20 protein-coding genes are annotated in these 21,913 nt (G+C 57.2%); 15 read left to right on the top strand and 5 right to left on the bottom strand.

The annotated features are described in order from the left end of the window. Window positions 1-13: 13 nt before the first annotated feature. From QJQ48_RS04520 to QJQ48_RS04510, 3 genes are all read right to left on the bottom strand, one after another. The gene (locus QJQ48_RS04520; protein ID WP_346290006.1) at window positions 14-4,306 is read right to left on the bottom strand and encodes a tetratricopeptide repeat protein; all 4,293 of its coding nucleotides are present in this window, start codon (window positions 4,304-4,306) and stop codon (window positions 14-16) included. A 71-nt stretch (window positions 4,307-4,377) separates the two neighbouring features. After that, window positions 4,378-5,109 (bottom strand): alpha/beta fold hydrolase, encoded by a 732-nt coding sequence (locus tag QJQ48_RS04515; protein WP_346290005.1) that lies wholly within the window; start codon window positions 5,107-5,109, stop codon window positions 4,378-4,380. A 301-nt stretch (window positions 5,110-5,410) separates the two neighbouring features. Further along, a complete protein-coding gene (locus QJQ48_RS04510) occupies window positions 5,411-5,686 on the bottom strand; it encodes a GIY-YIG nuclease family protein (protein WP_346290004.1) in 276 nt (91 codons plus the stop codon). Between the two features lie 92 nt (window positions 5,687-5,778). Here QJQ48_RS04510 and QJQ48_RS04505 point away from each other — a divergent pair, with 92 nt between their 5' ends. The 3 genes from QJQ48_RS04505 (at window position 5,779) to QJQ48_RS04495 (ending at window position 8,845) form a co-directional block, all read left to right on the top strand. Then, entirely contained in the window at window positions 5,779-6,618 is an 840-nt protein-coding gene (locus QJQ48_RS04505) for a metal ABC transporter permease (protein WP_346290003.1), read from the top strand. Between the two features lie 88 nt (window positions 6,619-6,706). Next, window positions 6,707-7,324 carry a signal peptidase I gene (gene lepB, locus QJQ48_RS04500; RefSeq protein ID WP_346290002.1) on the top strand — a complete coding sequence of 206 codons (618 nt, stop codon included), beginning with the start codon at window positions 6,707-6,709 and terminating at the stop codon, window positions 7,322-7,324. A 6-nt stretch (window positions 7,325-7,330) separates the two neighbouring features. After that, window positions 7,331-8,845, top strand: coding sequence for a phytoene desaturase family protein (locus tag QJQ48_RS04495; RefSeq protein WP_346290001.1), 1,515 nt, complete (start codon window positions 7,331-7,333; stop codon window positions 8,843-8,845). Window positions 8,846-8,853: 8 nt separating this feature from the next. Here the strand turns inward: QJQ48_RS04495 and QJQ48_RS04490 are convergent, their stop codons facing one another. Further along, a complete protein-coding gene (locus QJQ48_RS04490; protein ID WP_346290000.1) occupies window positions 8,854-9,408 on the bottom strand; it encodes a peptidylprolyl isomerase in 555 nt (184 codons plus the stop codon). Between the two features lie 256 nt (window positions 9,409-9,664). Between QJQ48_RS04490 and QJQ48_RS04485 the strand changes: the two genes are divergently transcribed. From QJQ48_RS04485 to QJQ48_RS04460, 6 genes are all read left to right on the top strand, one after another. Next, a complete protein-coding gene (locus QJQ48_RS04485) occupies window positions 9,665-10,633 on the top strand; it encodes an AEC family transporter (protein ID WP_346289999.1) in 969 nt (322 codons plus the stop codon). 126 nt (window positions 10,634-10,759) lie between these two features. Further along, a complete protein-coding gene (locus tag QJQ48_RS04480) occupies window positions 10,760-11,365 on the top strand; it encodes a DUF3038 domain-containing protein (RefSeq protein ID WP_346289998.1) in 606 nt (201 codons plus the stop codon). Next, window positions 11,362-12,804, top strand: coding sequence for a DUF4335 domain-containing protein (locus QJQ48_RS04475; protein WP_346289997.1), 1,443 nt, complete (start codon window positions 11,362-11,364; stop codon window positions 12,802-12,804). The genes QJQ48_RS04480 and QJQ48_RS04475 overlap by 4 nt, the downstream gene beginning before the upstream one ends. 36 nt (window positions 12,805-12,840) lie before the next feature. Next, window positions 12,841-13,785 (top strand): OmpA family protein, encoded by a 945-nt coding sequence (locus QJQ48_RS04470; RefSeq protein ID WP_346289996.1) that lies wholly within the window; start codon window positions 12,841-12,843, stop codon window positions 13,783-13,785. Between the two features lie 112 nt (window positions 13,786-13,897). Then, entirely contained in the window at window positions 13,898-14,140 is a 243-nt protein-coding gene (locus tag QJQ48_RS04465) for a DUF6737 family protein (RefSeq protein WP_346289995.1), read from the top strand. Beyond that, on the top strand, window positions 14,124-14,939 hold the full coding sequence (locus tag QJQ48_RS04460; RefSeq protein WP_346289994.1) for an LPS biosynthesis glycosyltransferase: 816 nt from the start codon (window positions 14,124-14,126) through the stop codon (window positions 14,937-14,939). Before QJQ48_RS04465 ends, QJQ48_RS04460 begins: the two co-directional genes overlap by 17 nt. Here the strand turns inward: QJQ48_RS04460 and QJQ48_RS04455 are convergent. Beyond that, a complete protein-coding gene (locus tag QJQ48_RS04455) occupies window positions 14,936-16,471 on the bottom strand; it encodes a hydroxysqualene dehydroxylase (protein ID WP_346290114.1) in 1,536 nt (511 codons plus the stop codon). The genes QJQ48_RS04460 and QJQ48_RS04455 overlap by 4 nt on opposite strands. Before the next feature lie 70 nt (window positions 16,472-16,541). Here QJQ48_RS04455 and QJQ48_RS04450 point away from each other — a divergent pair, with 70 nt between their 5' ends. The 6 genes from QJQ48_RS04450 (at window position 16,542) to QJQ48_RS04425 (ending at window position 21,859) form a co-directional block, all read left to right on the top strand. Further along, window positions 16,542-17,006: an aspartyl protease family protein gene (locus QJQ48_RS04450; RefSeq protein WP_346289993.1), complete on the top strand. Its 465-nt coding sequence runs from the start codon at window positions 16,542-16,544 to the stop codon at window positions 17,004-17,006. 179 nt (window positions 17,007-17,185) lie between these two features. Continuing rightward, window positions 17,186-18,553, top strand: coding sequence for a serine/threonine protein kinase (locus tag QJQ48_RS04445; protein ID WP_346289992.1), 1,368 nt, complete (start codon window positions 17,186-17,188; stop codon window positions 18,551-18,553). 110 nt (window positions 18,554-18,663) lie between these two features. Next, complete coding sequence (locus QJQ48_RS04440) at window positions 18,664-19,182, top strand: DUF411 domain-containing protein (protein ID WP_346289991.1); 519 nt, start codon at window positions 18,664-18,666, stop codon at window positions 19,180-19,182. Window positions 19,183-19,198: 16 nt separating this feature from the next. Beyond that, complete coding sequence (locus QJQ48_RS04435) at window positions 19,199-19,426, top strand: hypothetical protein (RefSeq protein ID WP_428843022.1); 228 nt, start codon at window positions 19,199-19,201, stop codon at window positions 19,424-19,426. Window positions 19,427-19,751: 325 nt separating this feature from the next. After that, window positions 19,752-21,422, top strand: coding sequence for a pentapeptide repeat-containing protein (locus tag QJQ48_RS04430; protein WP_346289990.1), 1,671 nt, complete (start codon window positions 19,752-19,754; stop codon window positions 21,420-21,422). Next, window positions 21,419-21,859 (top strand): hypothetical protein, encoded by a 441-nt coding sequence (locus tag QJQ48_RS04425; RefSeq protein ID WP_346289989.1) that lies wholly within the window; start codon window positions 21,419-21,421, stop codon window positions 21,857-21,859. Before QJQ48_RS04430 ends, QJQ48_RS04425 begins: the two co-directional genes overlap by 4 nt. The last annotated feature ends 54 nt before the right edge of the window (window positions 21,860-21,913 follow it).

The raw sequence follows: 21,913 nt of genomic DNA, 5'->3' as shown, positions 1-21,913 counted from the left end.
ATTTTAAGCGGTTCTACTGGGCTGTGCCGACCAGAACAAATCCTGACCAGTCTCGCGGATCGGGAAACTGGTCAATCATCGCCAGCATGGCCTGCCGCAGCGCCTGGGCCTTGTCGTCAGTCTGCTGTAGCTGCTGGTAAAACTCAGTCATCAGCAATGCCGTGGGGGCATCGGGTACGGCCCAAAGCGACACCAAGACGCTAGGCGTTCCGGCTGAGAGAAAGGAGCGCGACAGCCCCACTACGCCGTCGCCGGTGATGGTGCCGCGTCCGGTATCACAGGCACTCAGCACGACCAAATCAGCGCTGAGGTTTAGCTCCAGGATTTCGCCTGCCGTCAGCAGGCCATCGCTCTCGGTCGTCGGGGCTAAGGCCAGAGCACCGGGCAAATCTCGAACGCCTGAGTCACTGGGCAGGCCGTACTCTAGCAGCCCGTGGGTGGCAAGATGAATAATGCGGGCAGTCTGCATTCGCGTCGTGACGGTAGTTTCTGTCGCCTGCGGCCCGATGAGGGCGGTGGTGTCATACAGGGCGGCGATCGCCTCGGCTTCCTGCTCTGCGCCCGGCAGCGGCGGCAGCGCGGTGGTCACCTGCGGTAAGGCAGTAAGGCTGGGCATGGTGGGATTCCCCACGACTAGGACCTCTCCGGCCAGACTGCGCGATCGCCCGCCAGGTCTAGGAGCTAGGGCTAGGACCTGAACTGCCGGGGCCGTTAAAACGGTATGCTGCTGAATCAGGTAATTGTCGTCAGCATCCTGCAGGGCCGCAAAAGGCACGAGAAACAGCTCACCCTGGGGCACAAAGATGACGCGATCGCTGGGATTCCTCGGCAATAGATCGGCAATAGGTTCAATTAAAATCTGATGCAGCTGCCGCAGTGATTCCGGAGGAGCCTCAGGACCAGCCGCCGCATAGTTCACCCCAATGCTGCGGATACCCCGCACGCCGGCCCGACTGTCAGCCACCAAGGTTGCAAGCGCTCTGTCTGGCAGCTCCACCTGACGAAAGATCATCTCACCCGCTGGCTGTACCACCCAAATGTAGAGATGGGGGACTTCGTTGGGCGACACGAGCGAATATTCCACCAGAGTTGCCTGCTGCTGCGCTGCCACCTGCCGGATTTCTGCCAGGGAAGGAGCTGCGATCGCGGCGGTCTGCGGCTGCCGGGTGGCCAATAGCTCTACAAAAGCCCTAGCTCGCCCCCGCTCAGCCACCACCAAAGCCGCCTCCGGCTGCTGCTGGGCCACTAATGCCACCTGCCAGTGGCGGTAGGTCGCCGCCTGCATCTCAAACAGCGAAACCTTCTCCGCATCGGCCAGGCCGGGACGCAGCGACTCCCAGATATCGACCGCAGCGCTCAGTGGCACCACCGCGGCATCAGGATTGTTCAGAGCTAGCTGCAGCCGTCCCAGGTTGCTCAAGGAAACGCCTTGGCCGACACGATCGCCAATTTCGCGCTGAATCGCCAGGGCCTGTTCGAGCTGGGGTAGGCCCTGCTGCGGCTGATCCAGCGCCTCGTAGAGCAGGCCAATATTGTTTAACGTGCTGGCAACCGCGGCGCGATCGCCCACTGCCTGGTGCAGGGCCAGCGCTTGCTGATAGTAGTCTAGGGCCAGGTCGTACTGACTCTGGTTGTCATGGATTAAGCCAATATTGCCTAGAGTAACGGCCTCGCCTGCGCGATCGCCAATGTCGCTCTGGATCGCTAGTGCCTGCTGCAGGGCGGTTTGAGCCAAGTCGTATTGGGCCTGCTGAATGCGGGAAGCGCCAATATTGTTCAGCGTAATGGCGGCTTCCGCCCGGCTGCCAATCTCCGTCAGCGTGGCTAAAGCGTCTTCATACAGGGCGATCGCGCGCTGGGGCTGGCCTAAATTGTCATAGAGCTGGCCCATATTGTTGAGGGTAACGGCGACGCCTAGGCGATCGCCCACTTCCTGCCGCAGCGCCAGTGCCTGTTCATACTGAGCGATCGCCTGTGGGTAGTTGCCCTGAGCCAGGTAGACGGCTCCCACGTTGCTGAGGGTATTGGCCTCTCCGGCAGGCTCGCCAATACGGCTGTAGCGCTCTAGGGCCTGCTGATAATAGCTGAGTGCTCTGTCGTACTGGCTCTGGTCGTCGTAGAGATTGCCCAGATTATTTAGGGCGCTGGCTTCCAGGCTGAGGTTGCCAAGTGGCTGAATCAGCGCCAGTCCCTGCTGCAGATAGTCTAGGGCGGTAGCAAAGTCGCCTCTAGCCCCGTAAATAGTTCCGATATTGTTGAGGGTTGTCGCCTCGCCGCTGCGATCGCTGAGTTCCCGGCGAATGGTGAGCGCTTGTTGATAATAGTCTAGGGCTTGGTCATACTGGCCCAGGTCGCCATAGACCAGTCCCAGATTGCTCAAGGTAGTGCCCTCCAGCAGCCGGGAGCCGGTTGCTTGGGCAACCGCCTGCGCCTGCTCAAACATGGCCAGGGCTGGCTCATAGCGTCCCTGGGCCGTATAGGTGCTGCCGAGGTTGTTGAGGACAGTGCCTTCCCCTGCCCGATCGCCTAGCTGTCGTCGCAGCGCCAAAGACCGCTGGTAGTAGTCTTCCGCCACGGTAAACTGGTCCCGACTTTCTGCCACGTTGCCCAAGTTGTTGAGCAGGGTGGCCTCAGCCGGTAGATTGCCTGCCTCTTGCGCCAGAGCTAACGCCTGCTGAAACTGGGCGATCGCCGCGTCGTACTGGGTCTGCGCCGCCAAAACCTGTCCTAGATTGCCAAGAGCCACCTGCTCGCTGGTGCGATGGCCTAGGTCCTGCGCAATTTCCAGAGACTGCTGATAGTATTGCCGCGCCGCTGCATAGCGCCCCTGCAGACCGGCTAGATTGCCTAAGTTGTTCAGCGTTGTGGCTTCCGAGTCGCGATCGCCAATTTCGACCGCGATCGCCAGCGCTTGTTCAAAGGCCGCTGCTGCCTGAGCGTACTGCCCCAGGCCAATATGAGCGCTGCCCAAGTTGTTCCAGGCAATCCCCTGTTCTAACGGTGCCTCTACCTGCTGCAACCGCTCTAGGGCCTGCTGGTAGTAGTCGAGGGCCTGCGCATACTGCCCCTGACCGTTATAAATACCGCCTAAGTTGCTCAGGAGAATGCCTTCAGCTTGGCGATCGCCGGTTTGCTCAACTCGCGCTAGGGCCTGCTGGTAGTAGTCTAGCGCCTGTGCGTAGTTGCCCTGATTGGCATAGGCTTCACCGATGTTGTTAAACAGCGTCCCTGCTAAACTGAGCCGAAAAGTGGACGAGTCGCTGGGAGCAGACTTCAGCAGGGCGATCGCCTGCTGATACTGCTCAATGGCTTGAGGATACTGGCCCTGCTTGGCGTAGATCTGTCCAATATTGCTGGTGGCGATTATCTGAGTATCGAGATCCTGCTGGCTTTGGGCGATGGCCACAACCTGCTGATAGAGCGCGGCAGCCTGCTCATACTGGCCCTGATCGTCATAGGCGGTGCCCAGATTGTTGAGAATGATCGCTTCGGAGAGGCGATCGCCCGTTTCACGGCTAAGGGCCAGTGCCTGCTCCAAGTAGGGGATACTCCTGTCATACTGTCTGAGGGCATTATGGGTGCTGCCTAAAGCAATCAGCGCATTGGTTTGGCCGGGGAGATTGTTGGCCTGCTCTTGCCAAGCTAGAGCCTGCTCAAAGTGACTCAGGGCAGCAGTTAAATCACCCTGGGCGTAGAGCGCATAGCCCTGCTGAAATAATTCAGCAGCAGAGGTCGGCGGCGGCTCAGCCTGAGCGGCTATAGTAAACGAGTCTAGGAAAGCCTCAGCCGCGATCGGCAGGGTCGATGACGGCTCCGCGCTGACGGCAACTAGATAAAGGCGCTGATTAGCCCAAATCAGGCGCAGTTGAGCAATGCTGCCGCTGGCCTCCTGTAGAGTCAGACCTTTAGCCGGAAAGCCCTGAGCTTCAAGACTCTGCTCCTCTAGCAGTTGCCCAGCCCCCAGTAAGCTGTCGCGCACTGAGTCAAATATTTGCTGCACCTGCGACTCGCTAGCCTGGGTATGGGAGAGGGCCAAATCCTGATAGCCCACCAGGTAGCTCACGGCCCCGGCTTCTAATTCAACGGTGAAAAGCTGTAAGCCCTCTTCCTGGCTGAGGCTAGGCTCTGTCGGGAAAGCAACGCTGAATCCACCTGCGGCTGAGCTAAAGGAAAAATTCTCGTCCGGGAGCTGCTGCGCTAGCTCTGTCGGGACAGAAACTGGCGGCAGTGTCAGCGGGCTAGCGATCGCGGCTGCTCCCACAAGCCCCACCCAAAACACAGACAAAATGCTGACGCGAGCCACCATACATTCACCTCCACCGCTATCATCGCGCGATCGCAGGTGAATAAGATCTAGCCGTACATAACGACATAAACTCAGGCGGCGTCCCGATAAGCCGCCTCTAGCGCCAAGCTTTGCCAGTAGCCAAAAATCTGCTCAGCTACCCGTTGGGGATAGTCATAGTGAAAGAAATGTTTGCCTTCCGGGCAGCACCACAGGCGATCGCCCGGTTTGAGCCACTGCTGCCATTGGGCCTGCTGATGAGCGTCCACGATCACGTCATTAGCCCCTTGGCAAACTAGCAGAGGTGGTTCAATACCACCCGGCGCGATCGCCGTTTGAGAGGCGAGGGAATGGGGCGCAAAACCCCTGTCTAGCTCCTGGGCCAGCGCTTTCACCAGCGCCGTTGCCACCGTATGGCTCTGCGGCCCAAACATCAGCCGCGCCATCTGTCCCAAGATAATGGCGCGGCTACAGGGCAAGAACTGGCGCAGGGCATAGTAGTGAGCGTGCCAGCTGACAGCGGGATTAGCCCCCACTGAAAGCAAAGTCAGGGACTGAACTCGCTGGGGATAGCGGCGGGCGTAGATAAGGCCGATAGCACCGCTGACGCCATGACCGATCAGGTGCATGGGGCGTGCGCGCTGCTTGAGGTAATCATGCAGCAGGGTCACCGCTGTTTCTAGGCAGCAGGGTTCATCTTCAGATTGAACATATTCCCAGCAGCGCACCTCAGCCTGATGTATGAGCTGCCCTAGCAGCCGCTGATCAAATCGCTTGAGACTAGCGCCAACTGTTAGCCATAGGACATTAGAAATCTGAGTCATAAGTCTTGATAGAACACAGTATCAATATCAATTGAAGAAAGCCAGGAATAAACCCCTCTTGACGACATAAAGCGGCTTATTCCCAGCACCCGCTGAAGCGCAACTTGTCTCAGGCTGATAACTTAGAAAACTCCCTCTTGAGTTCAGTTCAACAGCCTGAGAAGCTGCTGGACTTATTGAGAAACGCAATCAATAAGCCTGCAAAAATAGTATATAGCCTCTTGCCACTATTGAGAAGAATATTCAATAAAGGAGGATGATAGAGAAATCGCAGCCTTAGCCGAGAGGCGAGAGATTTCTTTTAATCGGACAAGGCTCCTGCGGAATCCTCAAGATCCCGCAGGAGCTGCTTGCGGCCTAGCAGGTCTTTCTCCTGAAGCAGATCAGCCGCTGTATGAAACGTGAAGCGGCGATCGCCCTGCTGTTTTACCCATTCAGCCTGCAGGGCTTTATTCGTATAGGCCCCTTGGCTGAGCTGGGTTAGTGCTTGCTGCCAGCGATCACCGAGCTGATGGGTTTCCCCTACATACAGTCGAAATGGGCCAATATTGGCAACCGCGTAGATTCCTGATTTCATGCCCTGAAGGTCGGTATAATCGCCCAGACTTGCTACTCTCAGAGTACCCGCCGTTTACCCAATTCTGAGAACCTAGCGTTCTATCGCCTGCTATGGACTGGTTACTGGCTCCCCTCGGCTACGACTTCATGCGCTATGCCCTGGCCGCTGGCCTCTTGATTGGCATTTTGTGCCCTGTTGTGGGCACTTACTTAATCGTGCAGCGGATGGCGCTGCTGGGTGATGTGGTGGCCCACGCCCTGCTGCCGGGGTTGGCGATCGCCCACTTTCTGCAGCTGCCGCTGCTGTTGGGGGCGTTTGTATTTGGCCTGTTGGGCACGTTTATGACCGGCTGGATTCGCTCTCAGTCGCGCCTGCAGGTAGATACGGCGATGGCAATTATTTTTTCCAGCTTTTTTGCCTTGGGCATTACCCTGCTAGCAGTTTTACAGAGCCAGCTGGCGCTAGAGGAACTGCTGTTTGGCGATATTCTCAGCACAACGCTGGCGGATGTCGTCCAGATTGGCCTAATCATGCTGCTGGTGCTGGGGGCGATTCGGCTGTTTTACAAAGAGCTGCTATTTTTCACCTTTGACCGGGTGGGGGCGGAAGCGGTGGGTTTGCCTGTTGGCGTGATTAACTGGGGACTGATGGCAGCCATCACCCTGACGATTATTGCGGGGATGAAAACGGTGGGGGTAATTTTGGTGATTGCGCTGATGGTGACGCCAGCAGCGACGGCCTACCTTTTGGTTAAAGAGCTGCACTGGATGATGCTAGGCGGGGCAGGGCTGGGTATGCTGGGCAGCCTGACAGGAATTTATATCAGCTACTATGCCAACTTGCCCTCCGGCCCGGCGATCGCCCTCACGGCTTTTAGCCTGTTCCTGCTGGCGCTCTTGTTTAGTCCGAGCCAGGGAATTTTAACGCGATCGCGTTCTGGACAAAACTGAGGGGACGGCAGGGCTGGCAAACAGGCGGTATGATCAAAAAGATCCCCATATCAGAGCAGGTTTCTAGACAATCCTGCTGGCTGCAAGCATGACCGTTGACAAAGAACCCGCTGCCTCAGAAGAGGTCAATTCCGCTCCAGACACTTCTAAAGCCTCCCCGCAAAAGCCTTTTTGGACGACCCTGTGGCAGCAGCAGCGAGAGAATATCAAAGTCTTAGCGATCGCTCTGGGTATTGCGCTGATTCTGCGCCTGTTTATTGCTGAACCGCGCTATATTCCCTCCAACTCGATGGAGCCGACGCTGCATATTGGCGATCGCCTGCTGGTGGAAAAGGTGCTGTATCACTTCCAGCCGCCCCAAACAGGGGATATTGTCGTGTTTCATCCCCCATCTCAGCTCCAGAAACTGGGCTACGATGGCCGTCAGGCGTTTATTAAGCGGGTGATTGGTCAGCCAGGCCAAACGGTGGCGGTGCATCGGGGTAAGGTGGTGGTGGACGGCGTCCCCCGTTCTGAGGCTTATATTGCCGAAGCGCCGCGCTACGAAATGATTCCGGTGATGGTGCCGCCGGGGCACCTGTTTGTCATGGGCGACAACCGCAATGACAGCAACGACTCCCACGTCTGGGGCTTTTTGCCGGTGGAAAACGTGATTGGTCGCGCTCGGTTTCGCTTTTGGCCGCCTGCAGGCATCGGTCAGGTTTAGGGCACGATGACCTACGAAGCGGACGTCATCGTCATTGGCAGCGGCATTGGCGGCCTGGTCGCGGCGGGTTTGCTGGCTCGCTATGGCCGTCAGGTGATTGTCTGCGAAAGCCATACCATTGCGGGAGGAGCGGCTCACGGCTTTAGTCGCCAGGGGTTCCATTTCGACTCTGGCCCATCTTTTTACTGTGGCTTGGGGGATCCGAGCTCTCTCAATCCCGTGCAGCAGGTGCTGACCGCCCTGGGCGAGTCGCTGCCCACTGTAGCCTACGACCCCCTGGGTTACTATCACTTTCCCCAGCAGACCCTACCCATCTACGGCAATTTGGAGCGCTATCTAGCGGCGATCGCTCAGATTACCCCCCAGGGGGCCAAAGAGCTAAAGGCTCTCTCTGGGCGCTTTCTATCTTTATATGCCGGACTGCGGCATATTCCAGTGCTAGCGCTGCGGGCTGACTGGCGACTCGCCCAAGTATTGCTGAGCCAGTACCCCTGGGCTAGCCTGAGCTTGCTGCCCCAGCTAAGGGCGATTCAAAGCTCTGTGGGGGACTTGATGGCGGGCATAGTCCGCGATCCGTTTGGGCAGCGGCTGATGGATTTGGAATGCTTTTTGCTGTCGGGTTTGAAAGCGGCAGGAACCGTCGCGCCAGAAGTGGCCTTTATGTTTGGCGAGCGCGATCGCACGCCGATAGACTATCCTCTGGGCGGCAGCGGTGCGATGGTAGCGGCGCTGGTACGGGGGCTGAAGCGCTGGGGCGGTCAGGTGCGGCTAGGCGCTCATGTAGAAAAAATTGAGGTGGAGCAAAACCAGGTGCAGGGCGTGAAGCTGCGCAGCGGCGAGCTGCTGAGGGCACCGACGGTGATTTCCAACGCTACGATCTGGGATACCTATCAGCATCTGCTTGATCCGGCTGACTTGCCCGCCGCCTATCGCCAGTCGGCCCTTGCCACTCCGGCGGTCGATAGCTTTATGCATTTACACTTGGGCATTCGCGCTGCTGACCTAGACGGGCTGACCGTTCATCACGTAGTTGTCCATGATGATGAACAGGATATCACCGTCCCCGGCAACACCTGCATGATTTCTATTCCCTCGGTGCTCGATCCCCAGCTTGCCCCTGACGGCCATCACGTAGTTCATGCCTATACCCTAGAACCTTGGCAGCCCTGGCAGCGCGATGCAGCATACGCCAGCCGCAAGCGCGAACGGGCTGAATCCCTCTACCGGGCAGTGGCAAAGGTGATTCCGGATGTGCGCGATCGCGTTGAAGTCGAGCTAATCGGCACCCCTCTGACCCATCAGCGCTTTTTACGCCGCTATCAGGGGACCTATGGCCCCGCGATCGCCGCTGGCAAGGGCCTGTTCCCTAGCTGCCACACCCCGATCAAAGGGCTTTACCGCGTGGGGGACAGTACGCTGCCAGGGATTGGCGTACCCGCCGTTGCCGCTTCCGGCATTCTCTGCGCCAATACCCTGGTTTCACCCCAGCAAACCGCAGCTCTGCTGCAAGAGGCTTTCTAGCCGCGCGGCTACGCCGCCGCCTTATCGACTGCGAATGGCTCTTCTACGGGCAGGCTACCGCAGTCAGCAATCAGCACTTCTGAGGTCGGCATATCGCGGTTATTGGTGTCTACGCTTTCGATTTTACGCACCACGTCCATGCCCTCTAGCACCTTGCCAAAAATGACGTGCTTGCCATCTAGCCAGGGCGTCTGCACTAGGGTAATAAAAAACTGAGAGCCGTTAGTGTCGCGGCCCGCGTTGGCCATTGACAGCCACCCGGCCCCGTAGTGCTTCAGCTTGAAGTTTTCGTCTGCAAACCGGGGGCCATAGATGGATTTGCCGCCGGTGCCATTGCCATTGGTAAAGTCTCCCCCCTGACACATAAAGTCTTTAATCACCCGGTGGAAATGACTGCCTTTGTAGCCAAAGCCTTTTTCATGGGTGCAGAGCTGCAAAAAGTTCTCTGCCGTCTTGGGCACAGTCTCGCCAAACAGACCGATGACGATGCGACCTGCCGGTTCGCCGCCGATGGTGATATCAAAATAGGTCTTTTGGGTCACTAAGGTATCTTCGCCAGCCATATTTACTCCTGGTATGTAAGTCAGAGACGGTGCATCTAGCTGCGCCGCGCGCCGCCTCTGTGACTACCCTACATGCTCCCATAAAATCTGAGGACTCAGAGCGCGATCGCCTTGCGGCCAGCCCTAGCCAGCAGACCTCCGAATACGGGGGATTGCAGCAGCCTCTCCGTGAGCGAATAGGCAAGATCTGCGGGTTTACCGTGAAAGGGCGATAACCTGTAGGACAATTAACTATTGCAATGATTGGCAATTTTCTATGACCGCTAGCCTGCTCCAGGCTTATTTTCCACTTCTGTTTTGGCCGAGTTTGGGACTGATTCTCTTTCGGCTTTTACCCGATGCCTTTCCTCGCTTTTTGGGGCGATCGCTCTACTGGGTTGGCGTTCCCCTGGAAATTTTTAGCCTGATTCGGCGGGCTGAGATTTCTAACGACATCGGTCTAACGCCTGTCATCACTGCCGCTGCTCTAGTTTTGGGCTTGGTTTTGGCTGAACTGGGCTGGCGGCTCCTGCAGCTGCTTAGCCAGCTAGCGCCGCTAAAACCCCTGGTCGCAGACATAGACTGGAGCGATCGCGCTTTGCAGGGCAGCTTCACGCTAGCCTCTATGCTCGGCAATACCGGCTTTGTGGGCTTAGCGGTGGCGCCAGTGCTGATTGAGGATCCCTATCTAAGCTGGATCGTTTTCTACAGCGTCACTCACAATATTATAGGCAGCTATGGTTTGGGGGTATTTGTCGCCAGTGCCTATGGCCGGGCTGATTTGCCCTATTCTCGCTGGCAGCGGCTCAAAGACCTGCTGACGGTGCCTTCCCTCTGGGCCTGCGGTTTGAGCCTGGGGCTGCGCTCGGTCGCCTTTCCTGACCTGGTTGAGCAGGGGTTAGCAGGGTCAATCTGGATTGTGATTCCGGCGGCGCTGCTGCTGCTGGGAATGCGGCTGAGCCAGTTGCAAAACTGGACGTATCTGCGGTTAGCCCTGGTACCGAGTCTGATTAAGGTATTGTTAGTGCCTATTGCTATGGGCTTGCTGGCGATCGCTTTGGGATTGCCTCAGCCCGCCTGTCTGGCCCTGGTGCTGATGTCAGGCATGCCGAGTGCCTTTGCTGGCCTAATTTTGGCGGAGGAGTATAATCTCAACCGCGACCTGATCACCCTGAGCATTGCGCTCACAACTGGGCTGCTGCTGGGCACACTACCGCTGTGGATTTACTTATTTGATCATTTTTGACTGTGAAAGAAAGGGCTGGCAACGGGGCGATCGCGGTTTTCTGAGCTATCGGTTCGGCCATTTCTCCAATCCATAAGCCCCCAATCGTGTTTTGATAGAATTCTGCTGGATAGCGCCTAAAGCTGAATGCAAGTACATAGCCCACCGGAAACTTCGATGTCTTTTATTTTGGACAGCCTGCCTGATCCAAACGTGCCGGGTGAGGAATGCCCTCGCCGCACCAAAATGCAAATTGACTTTCTGCTACTAGCGCTAGAAGCTTTAGACCTGAAAGCGTCTGAAGCCATGCTGTCAACAGCTCAGGAACTAGAGCTAAACGGCGTCATTCCGGGGCGGGTCGGGCTGTGGCTGGTGCGCAGCACCAATCCCCTGCGTCGTTCTAATCAGCGCCGTGCTCTGTCTTTGGCAGAAGCCAAAGCCTTAGTGCTAATTACCTGCCACTTGGCGCGGCGGCTGACGGTTTTAATCCGGCAGCTCCTCTTGGGCTACCAGCAACTCAGCGATAAGCAGCTTGCCCTAGAACACCACTTTCGGCTAGCGGACTATCTCAGCCGATTTCGCGCCCATTTTCGCTCCCGTATGAATCCGCGCCGGGCGGCTGTGATTGCCTACAATTCTGATGAGAAGCTAGACGCCCTGGCCGTTGAGCTGCTGACTCAGCTACTGCTGTGCACAGGCACCCACGGCCCTCAGCGCCTCTGGAGTAGCTTGTTTGATGGAGAGGTGGCATGACAATTCAACGCCAGTATACGCTGCCCAACTGCAATCTAATTTTAGAAGGACTCAGCACCCAGACCGGCGGCGACTTTGCCGAGACGATGGATGTGCTGGTCAGCGCCGAATGTCACTTAGGCAACTCGGCTCAGGTACTCAAGGGCGATCGCGCCTTTTTTCAAAGCTTAGTTAGCTCAGTCAATCAGTATGGGCAGGAGCTGCTGAGCGGCCTGCCTCACCGAGCCGCCGCCAACGGCACTGCGCCCGCCGTGACGCTGCAGCAGGGTGAAGGGCCGTATCACCACCTGTTTGTGCGATCGCCAGAAGACAGCAGCGCCGCCGAAGTGGCCGGATCCGGGGGGGCTACTGAGATTAAGCTAACTACGGTGCAGCTCTTTGACCTCATTGAGGCGATCGATCAGTTTTTGGCCGACAGTCAAACTCTGCCAGAAGTGGGACTCAGCATTCCCTCACTGCCTCGGCGCTACGCCAAAGCCGATAAGCCCGTGACTCAGCGAGCCTTGCCCGCTGCCCTAGGCGCTTCTACCCTGGCAGCGGCGGCGGTAGCGCTGTTCTTCATTCCGGTGCCTGACTTTGCGCCGCCTGAGCGCCCGGTTACGGAAACAGAAGAACCGACCTCAGAAGACGAGCCGATCGCTGAAGATTCCCTGGCTGAACCTATCGAACCGGTTGAATCTGACAACGCCATTCCGGCTGACGTGGTGGCGGCAGCGGCAGCACTAGACGATCGGGTCGAAGCTTCCCCAGAGATTACCGATAGCGAGCAGGTGGCCGATCTGCAGCAGCAGCTATCCGCCTCGCTGCAGGAGCTGCTGGCTGAAAATCCGGAGTTTGAGCAAGAGCTGGTGTACCGCGTGGCGGTGTCGGAGGAAGGCGATCTGATTGGCTACAAGTACGTCAATGATGCGGCTCTGCTCAACGTGGACGCCACGCCGCTGCCGACGCTGACCTATATCGCCTTAGACGAAGAACTGGTGCAGCAAGAACCCGTTGCCCAGTTCCGGGTCACCTTTACGCCCCAGGGTGAGTTAGACGTGGAGCCTTGGCAGCAGGCGGACAGCGCCGCCGAGTCGGACGAGGTTCAGACCGCCGCAACGGCGATCGCCCCGGACGAACTGCCTGAAGGCATTGAGAATGAGATTGTCACAGGCATTCTGATTGAAGACCTCAACCAGCGGCTTTACAGGGCCTTGCGGGCTGACGATGCGCCTGAAGCAGACGGAGATCTGACCTATCGGGTGCGACTCAATGAGGCCGGTGACGTGGTGGGCTATGAAGCGCTAGACGCCGCCAGCCGCCGTAGCTCAGCGGAAACGCCGCTGCCGGAACTGGTGGCAGCCGACGAAGATCCCTCAGCGCCGCAGGCGGATTTTCGGGTCGTCTTCACGGAGTCGGGGGTCTTAGAGGTGAATCCCTGGAAGGGATGGCCTCGGTAGGGAGCAGAAAGCGGGCTGAAATCATCACGCAGGGCAATGACTGACGAGGGAAAACCGGAAACATTCAGCCATGAGCCAGTTGCCGCCAACAGGAGCTGGCTGCGATCGCTGCTGATTTTTCTGTTTCGCCTGCTGCTGTTAGGGGTCAGCAGCACTTTAGCGTGGTTAGTCGGCATCCTCATTGCTCAGTTTTACTCAGCGCCAGTCACCGCCAACCCGCCGCTGTTAGAAAGTCTGTCTCGTCGCAGCAGCCGGACTGCCCAAAAATTGCAGCAGCTACCGCAGTGGTGGCAGCAGGGAAATACGGCCTCCCAAGTCATTGTGCCAGCCGTCAGCCCAGCGCCCTCTGCCACGAATCCTACCAGCCCGCCTGCAGCGCCGCAGCTAACCCCTGCCGAGCGCCAAACCCTGGAGACTGAGCTAGCGGCTTTAGAAAATGAGCTGGAGCAGCTCAGCGATCGCGCGGCTGACCTAGAAGCACAGGTAGATAGATCCAGAGCCGGTGGAAGCCTGGAAGACCGCTTGGCAGCGATCGCTGCCGCCATCACCCCCGTCCCTGAACCTACTGCCTCAGAAACCGCTGACCCATCCCTAGCTTTACTAGAGCCGCCCCCTGTTGCAACTGCGCCACCTGCCAGCGATTTTCCCAAAATCACCCTGCCGGGAAGCGTCCTGTTTGCAGATAACAGCTCCCAGCTACGCCCTGAAGCTGAGTCTTGGCTAGAGGCTCTGCTGCCCGATCTCAGCGCCTATCCCCGCGCTACTGTGCTGATTGGCGTACATACCCAGCCTCAACCGGAGGCCGCCAGCAGCCGCCAGCTTTCTTTTCTACAGGCTAGCGCTGTTCGTCGCTACCTCTCAGCCCAGCTAGGTGAAAGCTACCGCTGGCTGCCAGTGGGCTATGGTCAAACCCAGCCTGTTCCCGGCGATCGCGCGGCCCAGAATCATCGGCTTGAGCTGGTGATCATTCCGGCTGACTAGCGCCTCTCTGTCGCACTCAAACCTTTGCTCAGGCGGGCCCTCCTATCTGTGTCTTCATCAGCGCGATCGCCCTAAAATAGGAGCGCAGAGCACCTCAACAGTTAGCTTCTCTATGTCACCCTCTCTTCCCGCTTCAATTTGGCAGCTCAAACCCTGGTGGTGTCAGCCCTGGTCAATCTTGCTAACCGGGATAGCTGTACCTACGGCCGTCTGGAGCTTGAGCCATCGCTGGTGGCTAGCTGTGCCTGTCGGTTTGGGAGTGCTGGTTTGGTGGTCAGTGTTTCTGTATTGGGTACCCAAGCAGTACGAGGCGTATGTGCAAAGGGGACAAACCTCCGATGAAGTTGCATCCTAGGCTGATAGAGAGCATCGGGCAAACGCTAATTCTGGCTTACAAGGAGCCGACCGAACCTTTAGAAACGGCGCTCACACAGGCAGGCTGTCACTGCAAAGCGCTGCGCCAAACCCATCAGCCCGGCTATACAACCTACTCCCGCAGCTTTTTGTGTTTGTTAAATCACCAGCAGGCATGGCAGCTAGCGGCCCAGTCAGCCCAGCCGACCCTGATTGTCGAGGCCGACTTTGTGCCTGTCTTGAACTTTGGTCAGCTAGCCGTCCCGTTTGACAGTCAAGATGAAAAGTTCGGCCTGGCCTGGCTGTATACCTGCGCGGCGCAGGCGTATAGCTTAACGCCAGCGGGCTACGCCCTGGGATACTCAACGTCGATGGTGGCCTATGTGCTCAGTCCCGCCGCTGCTCAGCTTTTACTGCAGCTAGCCGCAGAGGTGGCGCAAAATCCCGGCCCTACGGCCTATACGCCCTGGGACTCTGGCATCGAATACTATCTGCGCGATCGCGGCTTAAACAACTACGTGCCCTTTCGCAATTACGGCGAACACGGCGGCAAGCCCAACCCTGAACACCAGCAAAACCGCCTCAGCAAGGCCCACCGCGCCGATATTCTCTACGGGCCGTTGGCCTTTGCCCCTGTCTACACCGCTGTAGAAGCCAATGTGCGGCTGAAAGCGCGGCTGAAAGGGATAGGACGGCTATTGCTCGGCAAATATCTACGGCCACCTGTCTTCCTCAGCAGCGATCGCCCCTGGCCGCTGCTGCGCTTTGCCCTGAGCCGCCACCTCACCTGGCGGATTTAGGGCAGCCAGAAGGACGGCAGCAGCGTGTCTCCTAGCTGTCGCAGCGTCCGGTTGACCTGACGGGCAGCGGCAATGTGGGGTTCATCGGGTTCCACCGGCATGATGTTGGCAAAGGTGCCTTTTTCGAGCTGGGCGATTGCTAGGTTAGCAGCTTCTAAGCCCGTGACATAGGCTTTTTCCTGCGACCAGGAACCGTGACGGTTGACGATCCAGTCGCCGCTCATGAACAGGTTGCTGAGGCTGGTTGTGGCAGGCAGCAGGTAGCGGTAGCTGCCGGGGGCAAAGTGGCTAACGGCCTGGGGCAGACGAATGACGCTGTGATCGACAATTTGGGCCTGAGCGAACTCAGGAATGCAGGCAGCCAAATCACGCTGCACGCGCGGCAAAATCTCTTCGTCAGACAGGGAGAGAAACTGGTTGGCGTGGTAAAAGTCTACTTCTACAACTGAATCCAGCTCATTCTTATACTCGTCGTGCAGGGCGTTGAGGTCAAAAAATGTCCAGCCCGTGGTGGGCTGAAAGCCGAAACAGGCATTAGACGGCTTAGGAATGTTGATTTTGCGATCAAACCAAAGGCGAGTTGCCAGCACGTCAATCGCGCCTAAATTGCTCAAATTACGGAACTCAGGCCGCGATCGCAGGGTCGGGCTGCCCGCTACGATCTTTTTCATGCCGCTGATGCCGACTGAGAAAATCACCGCATCAGCCTCGAATACCTCATCGCCGCAGATCACAGCTTCCACGCGATCGCCCCCCGGCGACAGTCGCACATCACTCACCCGCCGATTGGCTAACACCTGACCGCCCAACCGCTCAATCGCCTGCACCCAAGGCCGGAAAATCCATTCTCCCACCGTGCCCCGGCACCAAACCACGTCAAAGTCGGGCTGGTGAGCCAGGATGAAGTAGTAGAGCATTCCCAAGGCAGCCGCGGCGGAACACTGCTCACCGGGAGCAAACAGCCCCACCAGCAGCATCGGCTCAAAGGAGTCGCGGTAGAGACGAGCCGACACGCCAAACTGCTTGAACAGTTCCCGCGCCGTCACCCCGTCATAGCGCCGCCAGGCTTCATCGGAGTTGTCAAAGTCCACGACGGCGTAGAGCAAGGGCAGGGCCGAGAGGCGATCCACCAGGGGCAGCCGCTTGAACTGGGTGTAGAGAAAGGTGCCCAGCGGACTCGGCAGAGACGGCATATCCTGAAAGATGGGAGACTCAACTTCTAAGCCCGCAGGCGAATACTGCGCAGACTTGGTAAACGGCGTAAACGGCTGAATATCTAGCTCATCCATCAGGGCGAAGATGTTGCGGTAGGGATACCAAAACCCATGAATTCCCGCTTCCACCGATCGCCCCTGCTCCGTCTGCCAGCCCGCCACCAAGCCACCCGGACGCGGCCCCGCTTCCAGCAGCGTCACCTCGTAGCCTTCTTTGGCTAAATGATAGGTCGCGCCCAAACCAGCCCAGCCTGCGCCCACCACGACCACTCGGCGGCGATCGCGCTCTTGCATATCCGTCATGCTGCCCTCCTGAATCTGCCTAACTTCAGCATGACACGCCTGTTTAAAGCTGGCATGATCAAGCTAGAAGTACGGGAACGCTGCCATGACTATGGGAAAATTGACCATACCCAAGTTTGAGCCGAACCAAGTGGGGCAAGTCACCGCGACGATTCTAGTGACCAATCATATTGATCAGATTTTGGCGGAAAGAGGCTTTATTGCAGACAGTGCCGTCCGCTCTATCAAGCTGGAGAATGTTCTGGTCGATACGGGTGCAACGCTGCTCAGTTTGCCTGCTGACATCATTGCGACTCTAGGTTTGCCCCTGAGCGGATCAACCAGCGTCAAAACTTCAGCAGGATCTATTTCCAGCCGTATTTTTCGAGAGGCCAACCTGGAAATCAATGGCCGCTGCAGCACGTTTGACTGTCTAGAACTCACTGAGATCAATATTCCCCTGCTAGGTGTTTTACCAATGGAAGCGCTGGGTATAGAGCCTGATTTACAAAACCAGCGTCTGCGCTTGCTGCCCATGTCTGGTGAAGACACTTACATTTACGCGATGTAGTTGACTGCGTTGAGTTGCGCCATGCTTAACGCCAACCTCCAAGAGTCCTATGTTAGCTGTGTCACGCCAGTCGTTCTTTTTGTTAAGAGAAATAAATTGCCTCAACCCAGCAGAAATTGGCAGCGTCTAGACTGTAGGCATTAGCAGACTCCGTTTGCCGACTCTGAGGAACAGCGTTCATGCTGGGGCAGATCATTGGCGATCGCTATCAAATTCAGCAGTCTTTAGGCCGTAGCGGTCAGCAGACTTTTCTAGCTTTAGACTTGCAGGCCCGGCAGCCAGTGGTGCTGAAGCTGCTCAAGTTTGGCGGCGATCTGAACTGGGAGCAGGTGCGGCTGTTTGAGCGGGAAGCCAGCATCCTCCAGCAGCTCTCCCATGAGGCCATTCCGCGCTACCTCGACTCTTTCGAGCTAGATTTGCCCCAGTGCCGAGGTTTTGCCCTGGTGCAGACCTATTTAGAGGCCAAGTCTCTCGAAGACCATCTCCAGGCAGGACGCAGTTTTAGCGAGGCGGAAGTCGAGCAAATTGCCGAGCAGCTTCTAGACATCCTGGCCTACCTCCACGCTCAGAAACCCGCCATCATCCACCGGGACATTAAACCCAGTAATGTGCTGCTGCGCGATCGCTCTGGGCACCGAGTCGGGCAGGTGTATCTCGTCGATTTTGGCGCGGTACAGAACCTGGTAGCGGCCAAGGGCAGCACTATCACGGTGGTCGGCACCTATGGCTATATGCCGCCAGAGCAGTTTGGCGGACGAGCCACGCCAGCCTCTGACCTGTATAGCCTGGGGGCGACGCTCATCTACCTGGTCACGGGGACTCATCCCGCTGATTTACCCCAGGAAAATCTGCGTATTCGCTTTGAGGCCAAGGCCCGTCTCAGCGGTAATCTCAAGCGCTGGCTGCGGCGGATGACTGAACCCAGCCTAGAAAAGCGGTTCAGTTCGGTCGAGCAGGCGCGACAGGCGCTCCAGCGGCCCAGCATGCTGACGGCGCAGGCCCATCGTTTTCGACCAGAGGGCAGTCGGATTCGGGTAAAAAAAGGAACTGACACCCTACGAATTCGCATTCCCTGCCCTATCGTTGGCCCGAAAATCTCGATGCCTCCGGTTAGCTCTTGGGGCTGTATTATGGCCGTGTTTTTATCCTATGGCTGGATGCTATGGCTGGCGATCGCCCTTATAGGCAAAGTCGGCTTTTCGCTGCTGAGTATTTTGCTGAGCAAGCAGATTATCATTGGCCCTCGCTACATCACGGTGGCCTATCGGCTGCTCGGACTGGTGCCGCTGCTGTCTCAGTCCCTGCCGCTGCAGCAGATTTCGCAGCTCGAACGGCGCGAAGCCAGCTATCAAAAATCAGACTGGGGCTATCTCAAGCGTCAGGCAGAGCTAATTATCTGGATTGGTAATCGCGCCTGCAAGGTAGACAAGCTCGGCGGCCTGACAACGCCAGAACTAGACTGGCTGGAGCATGAGCTAAGTACCTGGCTGGATCTGCCAGTACGCCGCCAAAAAATTCAGCTTACCCGTCCCCCATCCTCCCGCTAGACCTTTGAAGCTGCTGGGCTGAGCGGCGTTGTTGCAGTGGCGGGAGGGGGCGTAGCCCTGCCGGAAAAGAATTGGTTAAAATCTTCAGGTAGCGTTGGCAAGGACGGTTCATGCACAGCTCGGCGAGTCTTGATCTGCGGATGTGGCTAAGGGGATTGGCGATCGCGCTGATTGTCTGTGGTCTGGTGCTGCTGAGCGGCAGTGCTCAGGCGGCTCCGTTGGAACGGGGAGCGATCGCGGCAGCGCCCGGTCAATCGGCTCCAGCCGCGACGGTTTATCGCAGTCCTAACTGTAACTGCTGCGGCCACTGGATTGAGCATCTTGAGGCCGAGGGCTTTACGGTGGACGATCACCTCACCGAAGAGATGGAAACAGTTAAGCAGCGCTATGGCGTCCCGGCGGATTTAGAATCCTGCCACACGGCGCTGATCGGTGGCTACGTGATTGAGGGTCATGTGCCGGCTAGCGATATTGAGCGCCTGCTAGCGGAAAGACCGGACGTGCTAGGACTGACGGCGCCGGGAATGCCGATGAGCGCACCGGGGATGGATATGGGCGAGGAGCCTTACACGGTGTTTGCCTTCGATGAGGCCGGACAAACCACGGTGTTTGAAAACCACAGTTTTTGAGAAAGTTTGACCTGAGATGGCGATCGCGGCACCAGAACCCAAATCGGCAGCGCGGCCTGTAGGCGAACAGCGAGTTTTGCTTCACGATTTGTCTTGGCAGGGCTATTTACAGATTTTAACGGCGCTACCGCAGTCGCGCAGTTCTCGGCTGATTTACGACAATGGAGTCTTGGAAATTACGGTGCCGCTGGAAGATCATGAGTTTGCGGCGCGGCTGATTGGGCGTGGAGTGAGTTGCAGGTGATGCCGCAGAGCGATCGCCTCATGAGCATCCTGACCAAATGGATCTGCTGATATACGCGAGGAAGTGTGAGCGTCTCGCTCACGATCGACACATACCAGGTTTATCCCCTGAGGTGTGAATATAAAACGCGAGCAAGAGGCTTGCACTAACACGATCGGCAAACTGCATCCGCAATGAATTGTCATCGCCTTGATGTGGCTGTCTTGCGGCGCATGGGCTTAAATGGGACAGAAGCCAAGAACCCAGGGTTTTAGGCTAGGTTGCGAACTGCTTCCGACTCAGATGCAAGAACCCTGGGTTCTCTACAAGCGGCAACGGCGGGGCCATGACGGAACGGGGCAAATATCACGGACAGCGGCTCAACGAGAAAGAGGTTTTGCGGCTCTATGCAGCCGGAGAACGCGACTTTCGCGGAGCTATTCTGCGCGGCTGCAATTTTCGGGGAGCAGATTTGTCCGAGGCAGACTTGAGCGGTGCAGATATTCGCAGTGCCCGGTTTGTGGAGGCAACCCTGCAAAAAGCTAAGTTCTCTCAGGCTCAGGCAGGCTTGCAGAAAGTCTGGCTGGTAGGTCAGCTACTTCCCATTGTTGTCATTGCAGCTCTAGCTGGATTTTTACAAGGATTCTCAGGAGCCTGGATTGGATACTTACTTGCAATAGGCGGCTCTGACAATCTGATCGCTGCGATCGCAGGCATCGTTGTCATCGCTGTCACGCTTTTGGCAATTGCTCGTCAAGGCTTCACGCTGAAGGCATTAGGAAGCATCGCTTTCGCTTTCGCTTTCGCTGGCGCTTTCGCTGGCGCTTTCGCTGTCGCTGTCCCTGTCGCTTTCGCTGGCGCTTTCGCTGTCGCTGTCGCTGGCGCTGGCGCTTTCGCTTTCGCTTTCGCTGGCGCTTTCGCTTTCGCTTTCGCTGGCGCTGTCGCTGTCGCTGGCGCTGTCGCTGTCGCTGGCGCTGTCGTTGGCGCTGGCGCTGTCGCTGGCGCTGGCGCTGTCGCTGTCGCTAGCTTATTGCTTTCTTTCTATATCAAACGCCAAGTAAATAGAAAAGATCCCAAATTTGAGAACCTTCGGATTATTGGCCTCGCCTTTTCAGCCCTCGGCGGCACTACCTTCAGCGGCGCAGATCTCACCGGAGCAACGTTCGCTCACGCACACCTCAAAAGCACTAATTTTGCCGACTCTCGCCAGCATCCTACTATCCTCACTCACGTCCGCTGGCACCACGCTAAAGATCTTGATCGCGCTCGCCTTGGTACCAGCAACCTGCAAGATCCCCGCGTTCTGGCGCTCCTCATCTCCCTCAACGGTATTGATCAAGATCTCTCCAATACTGATTTACGCAACGTAAACCTCGCAGGTGCCAAGCTCCATCGCACCCACCTCAAAGGGGCAAACCTTAACGGCGCGATTCTACACAGCGCAGAGCTGCACGCAGTCATACTCACTGAAGCTCAATGTATCGGCACCGACTTCACCGCCGCCCACCTCACCGGAGCCTGCCTCGAAGCCTGGAACATCGACGAAACCACCCTCTTCAAAGACATCGACTGCCAGTATGTATTTTTGAAAGAGCAGGCAGATGTCTATGGCGATCGCGAACGTCGTCCCTACAATCCCGATAAGGTCTTTCAAAAAGGCGACTTTGAGAAATTTTTCAAAGAAATGCTCGACACGGTACAAATTCTGATTCGTAATGGAATCGAGCCAAGAGCTTTTCAGGCTGCCTTTGAAAAAGTAATGGCAGAAAATTCAGGGATTACTCGCGATTCGATTAAAGCGATTGAAAAGCAAGGAAACGATGCCTTAATCACCTTGCAAGTACCTGAAGGCACGGACAAAGGCAAAGTTGAGCACGACTGGGACTTAGGATATCAGGCCGGACTTGAAGCAGGCTATAACAGTGGTCTACTGGAAGGGCAAAAACAACGCGCCGATGACATCAAAGAAATTAGCTTGCTTTTCTACAAAGCAGCAGCAGACAAACACCTAATGTGACTATTCAAAACACCGCCATGAACCACAGCCAAAACCCCAACATCACCACAGGCGACGGCAGCTTCTATGCCGCAGGCGACGTTAACCTCACCGCCAGCACCCTCAACCTGGGCGAAATCAGCGGCCACGTCAGCAATCAAATCAGCCAGCTCCCCGACACATCCGACTCCGACCAGCCCAGCCTCAAAGACCTGCTCGCTCAGCTCCAAGCCGCCATCGAGCAAGACCCTGAACTGGAAGAAGTCGAAAAAGCCGAAGCCCTCAGCGAAGTCGGCAAACTGGCTCAAGCTGGAAGCAGTCCCCAAGAAAATGTCATGCAGCGCATGGCGAAACGAGCCGCTGACACCCTCAAAGCGATCGCCGAACCCCTCACCGCCGCCTCCACCCTCGCCACCGCCTGCCAAAACCTGCTCCCCCCAATTCTGGCCCTGTTCTAGAACCCCCTCAAAGCAGCGCCCTATGAATTGCCCCTATGGTCAACTATCCTACGT

It is taken from the genome of Sphaerothrix gracilis Ecp01 (genome assembly GCF_030405905.1).
In the GTDB taxonomy this organism is placed as follows: domain Bacteria; phylum Cyanobacteriota; class Cyanobacteriia; order Phormidesmidales; family Phormidesmidaceae; genus Sphaerothrix; species Sphaerothrix gracilis.
This window is presented reverse-complemented; position numbering and strand designations above follow the sequence as displayed.

Excerpts from the sequence above, each read along its gene's own strand:
- QJQ48_RS04520 (WP_346290006.1), bottom strand. The coding sequence starts at position 4,306 with ATGGTGGCTCGCGTCAGCATTTTGTCTGTGTTTTGGGTGGGGCTTGTG.
- QJQ48_RS04505 (WP_346290003.1), top strand. The coding sequence starts at position 5,779 with ATGGACTGGTTACTGGCTCCCCTCGGCTACGACTTCATGCGCTATGCC.
- QJQ48_RS04445 (WP_346289992.1), top strand. The coding sequence starts at position 17,186 with ATGCTGGGGCAGATCATTGGCGATCGCTATCAAATTCAGCAGTCTTTA.
- QJQ48_RS04480 (WP_346289998.1), top strand. The coding sequence starts at position 10,760 with ATGCAAGTACATAGCCCACCGGAAACTTCGATGTCTTTTATTTTGGAC.
- QJQ48_RS04475 (WP_346289997.1), top strand. The coding sequence starts at position 11,362 with ATGACAATTCAACGCCAGTATACGCTGCCCAACTGCAATCTAATTTTA.
- QJQ48_RS04510 (WP_346290004.1), bottom strand. The coding sequence starts at position 5,686 with ATGAAATCAGGAATCTACGCGGTTGCCAATATTGGCCCATTTCGACTG.
- QJQ48_RS04435 (WP_428843022.1), top strand. The coding sequence starts at position 19,199 with ATGGCGATCGCGGCACCAGAACCCAAATCGGCAGCGCGGCCTGTAGGC.
- QJQ48_RS04430 (WP_346289990.1), top strand. The coding sequence starts at position 19,752 with ATGACGGAACGGGGCAAATATCACGGACAGCGGCTCAACGAGAAAGAG.
- QJQ48_RS04465 (WP_346289995.1), top strand. The coding sequence starts at position 13,898 with ATGTCACCCTCTCTTCCCGCTTCAATTTGGCAGCTCAAACCCTGGTGG.
- lepB (WP_346290002.1), top strand. The coding sequence starts at position 6,707 with ATGACCGTTGACAAAGAACCCGCTGCCTCAGAAGAGGTCAATTCCGCT.
- QJQ48_RS04485 (WP_346289999.1), top strand. The coding sequence starts at position 9,665 with ATGACCGCTAGCCTGCTCCAGGCTTATTTTCCACTTCTGTTTTGGCCG.
- QJQ48_RS04515 (WP_346290005.1), bottom strand. The coding sequence starts at position 5,109 with ATGACTCAGATTTCTAATGTCCTATGGCTAACAGTTGGCGCTAGTCTC.
- QJQ48_RS04490 (WP_346290000.1), bottom strand. The coding sequence starts at position 9,408 with ATGGCTGGCGAAGATACCTTAGTGACCCAAAAGACCTATTTTGATATC.
- QJQ48_RS04495 (WP_346290001.1), top strand. The coding sequence starts at position 7,331 with ATGACCTACGAAGCGGACGTCATCGTCATTGGCAGCGGCATTGGCGGC.
- QJQ48_RS04460 (WP_346289994.1), top strand. The coding sequence starts at position 14,124 with ATGAAGTTGCATCCTAGGCTGATAGAGAGCATCGGGCAAACGCTAATT.
- QJQ48_RS04440 (WP_346289991.1), top strand. The coding sequence starts at position 18,664 with ATGCACAGCTCGGCGAGTCTTGATCTGCGGATGTGGCTAAGGGGATTG.
- QJQ48_RS04470 (WP_346289996.1), top strand. The coding sequence starts at position 12,841 with ATGACTGACGAGGGAAAACCGGAAACATTCAGCCATGAGCCAGTTGCC.
- QJQ48_RS04450 (WP_346289993.1), top strand. The coding sequence starts at position 16,542 with ATGACTATGGGAAAATTGACCATACCCAAGTTTGAGCCGAACCAAGTG.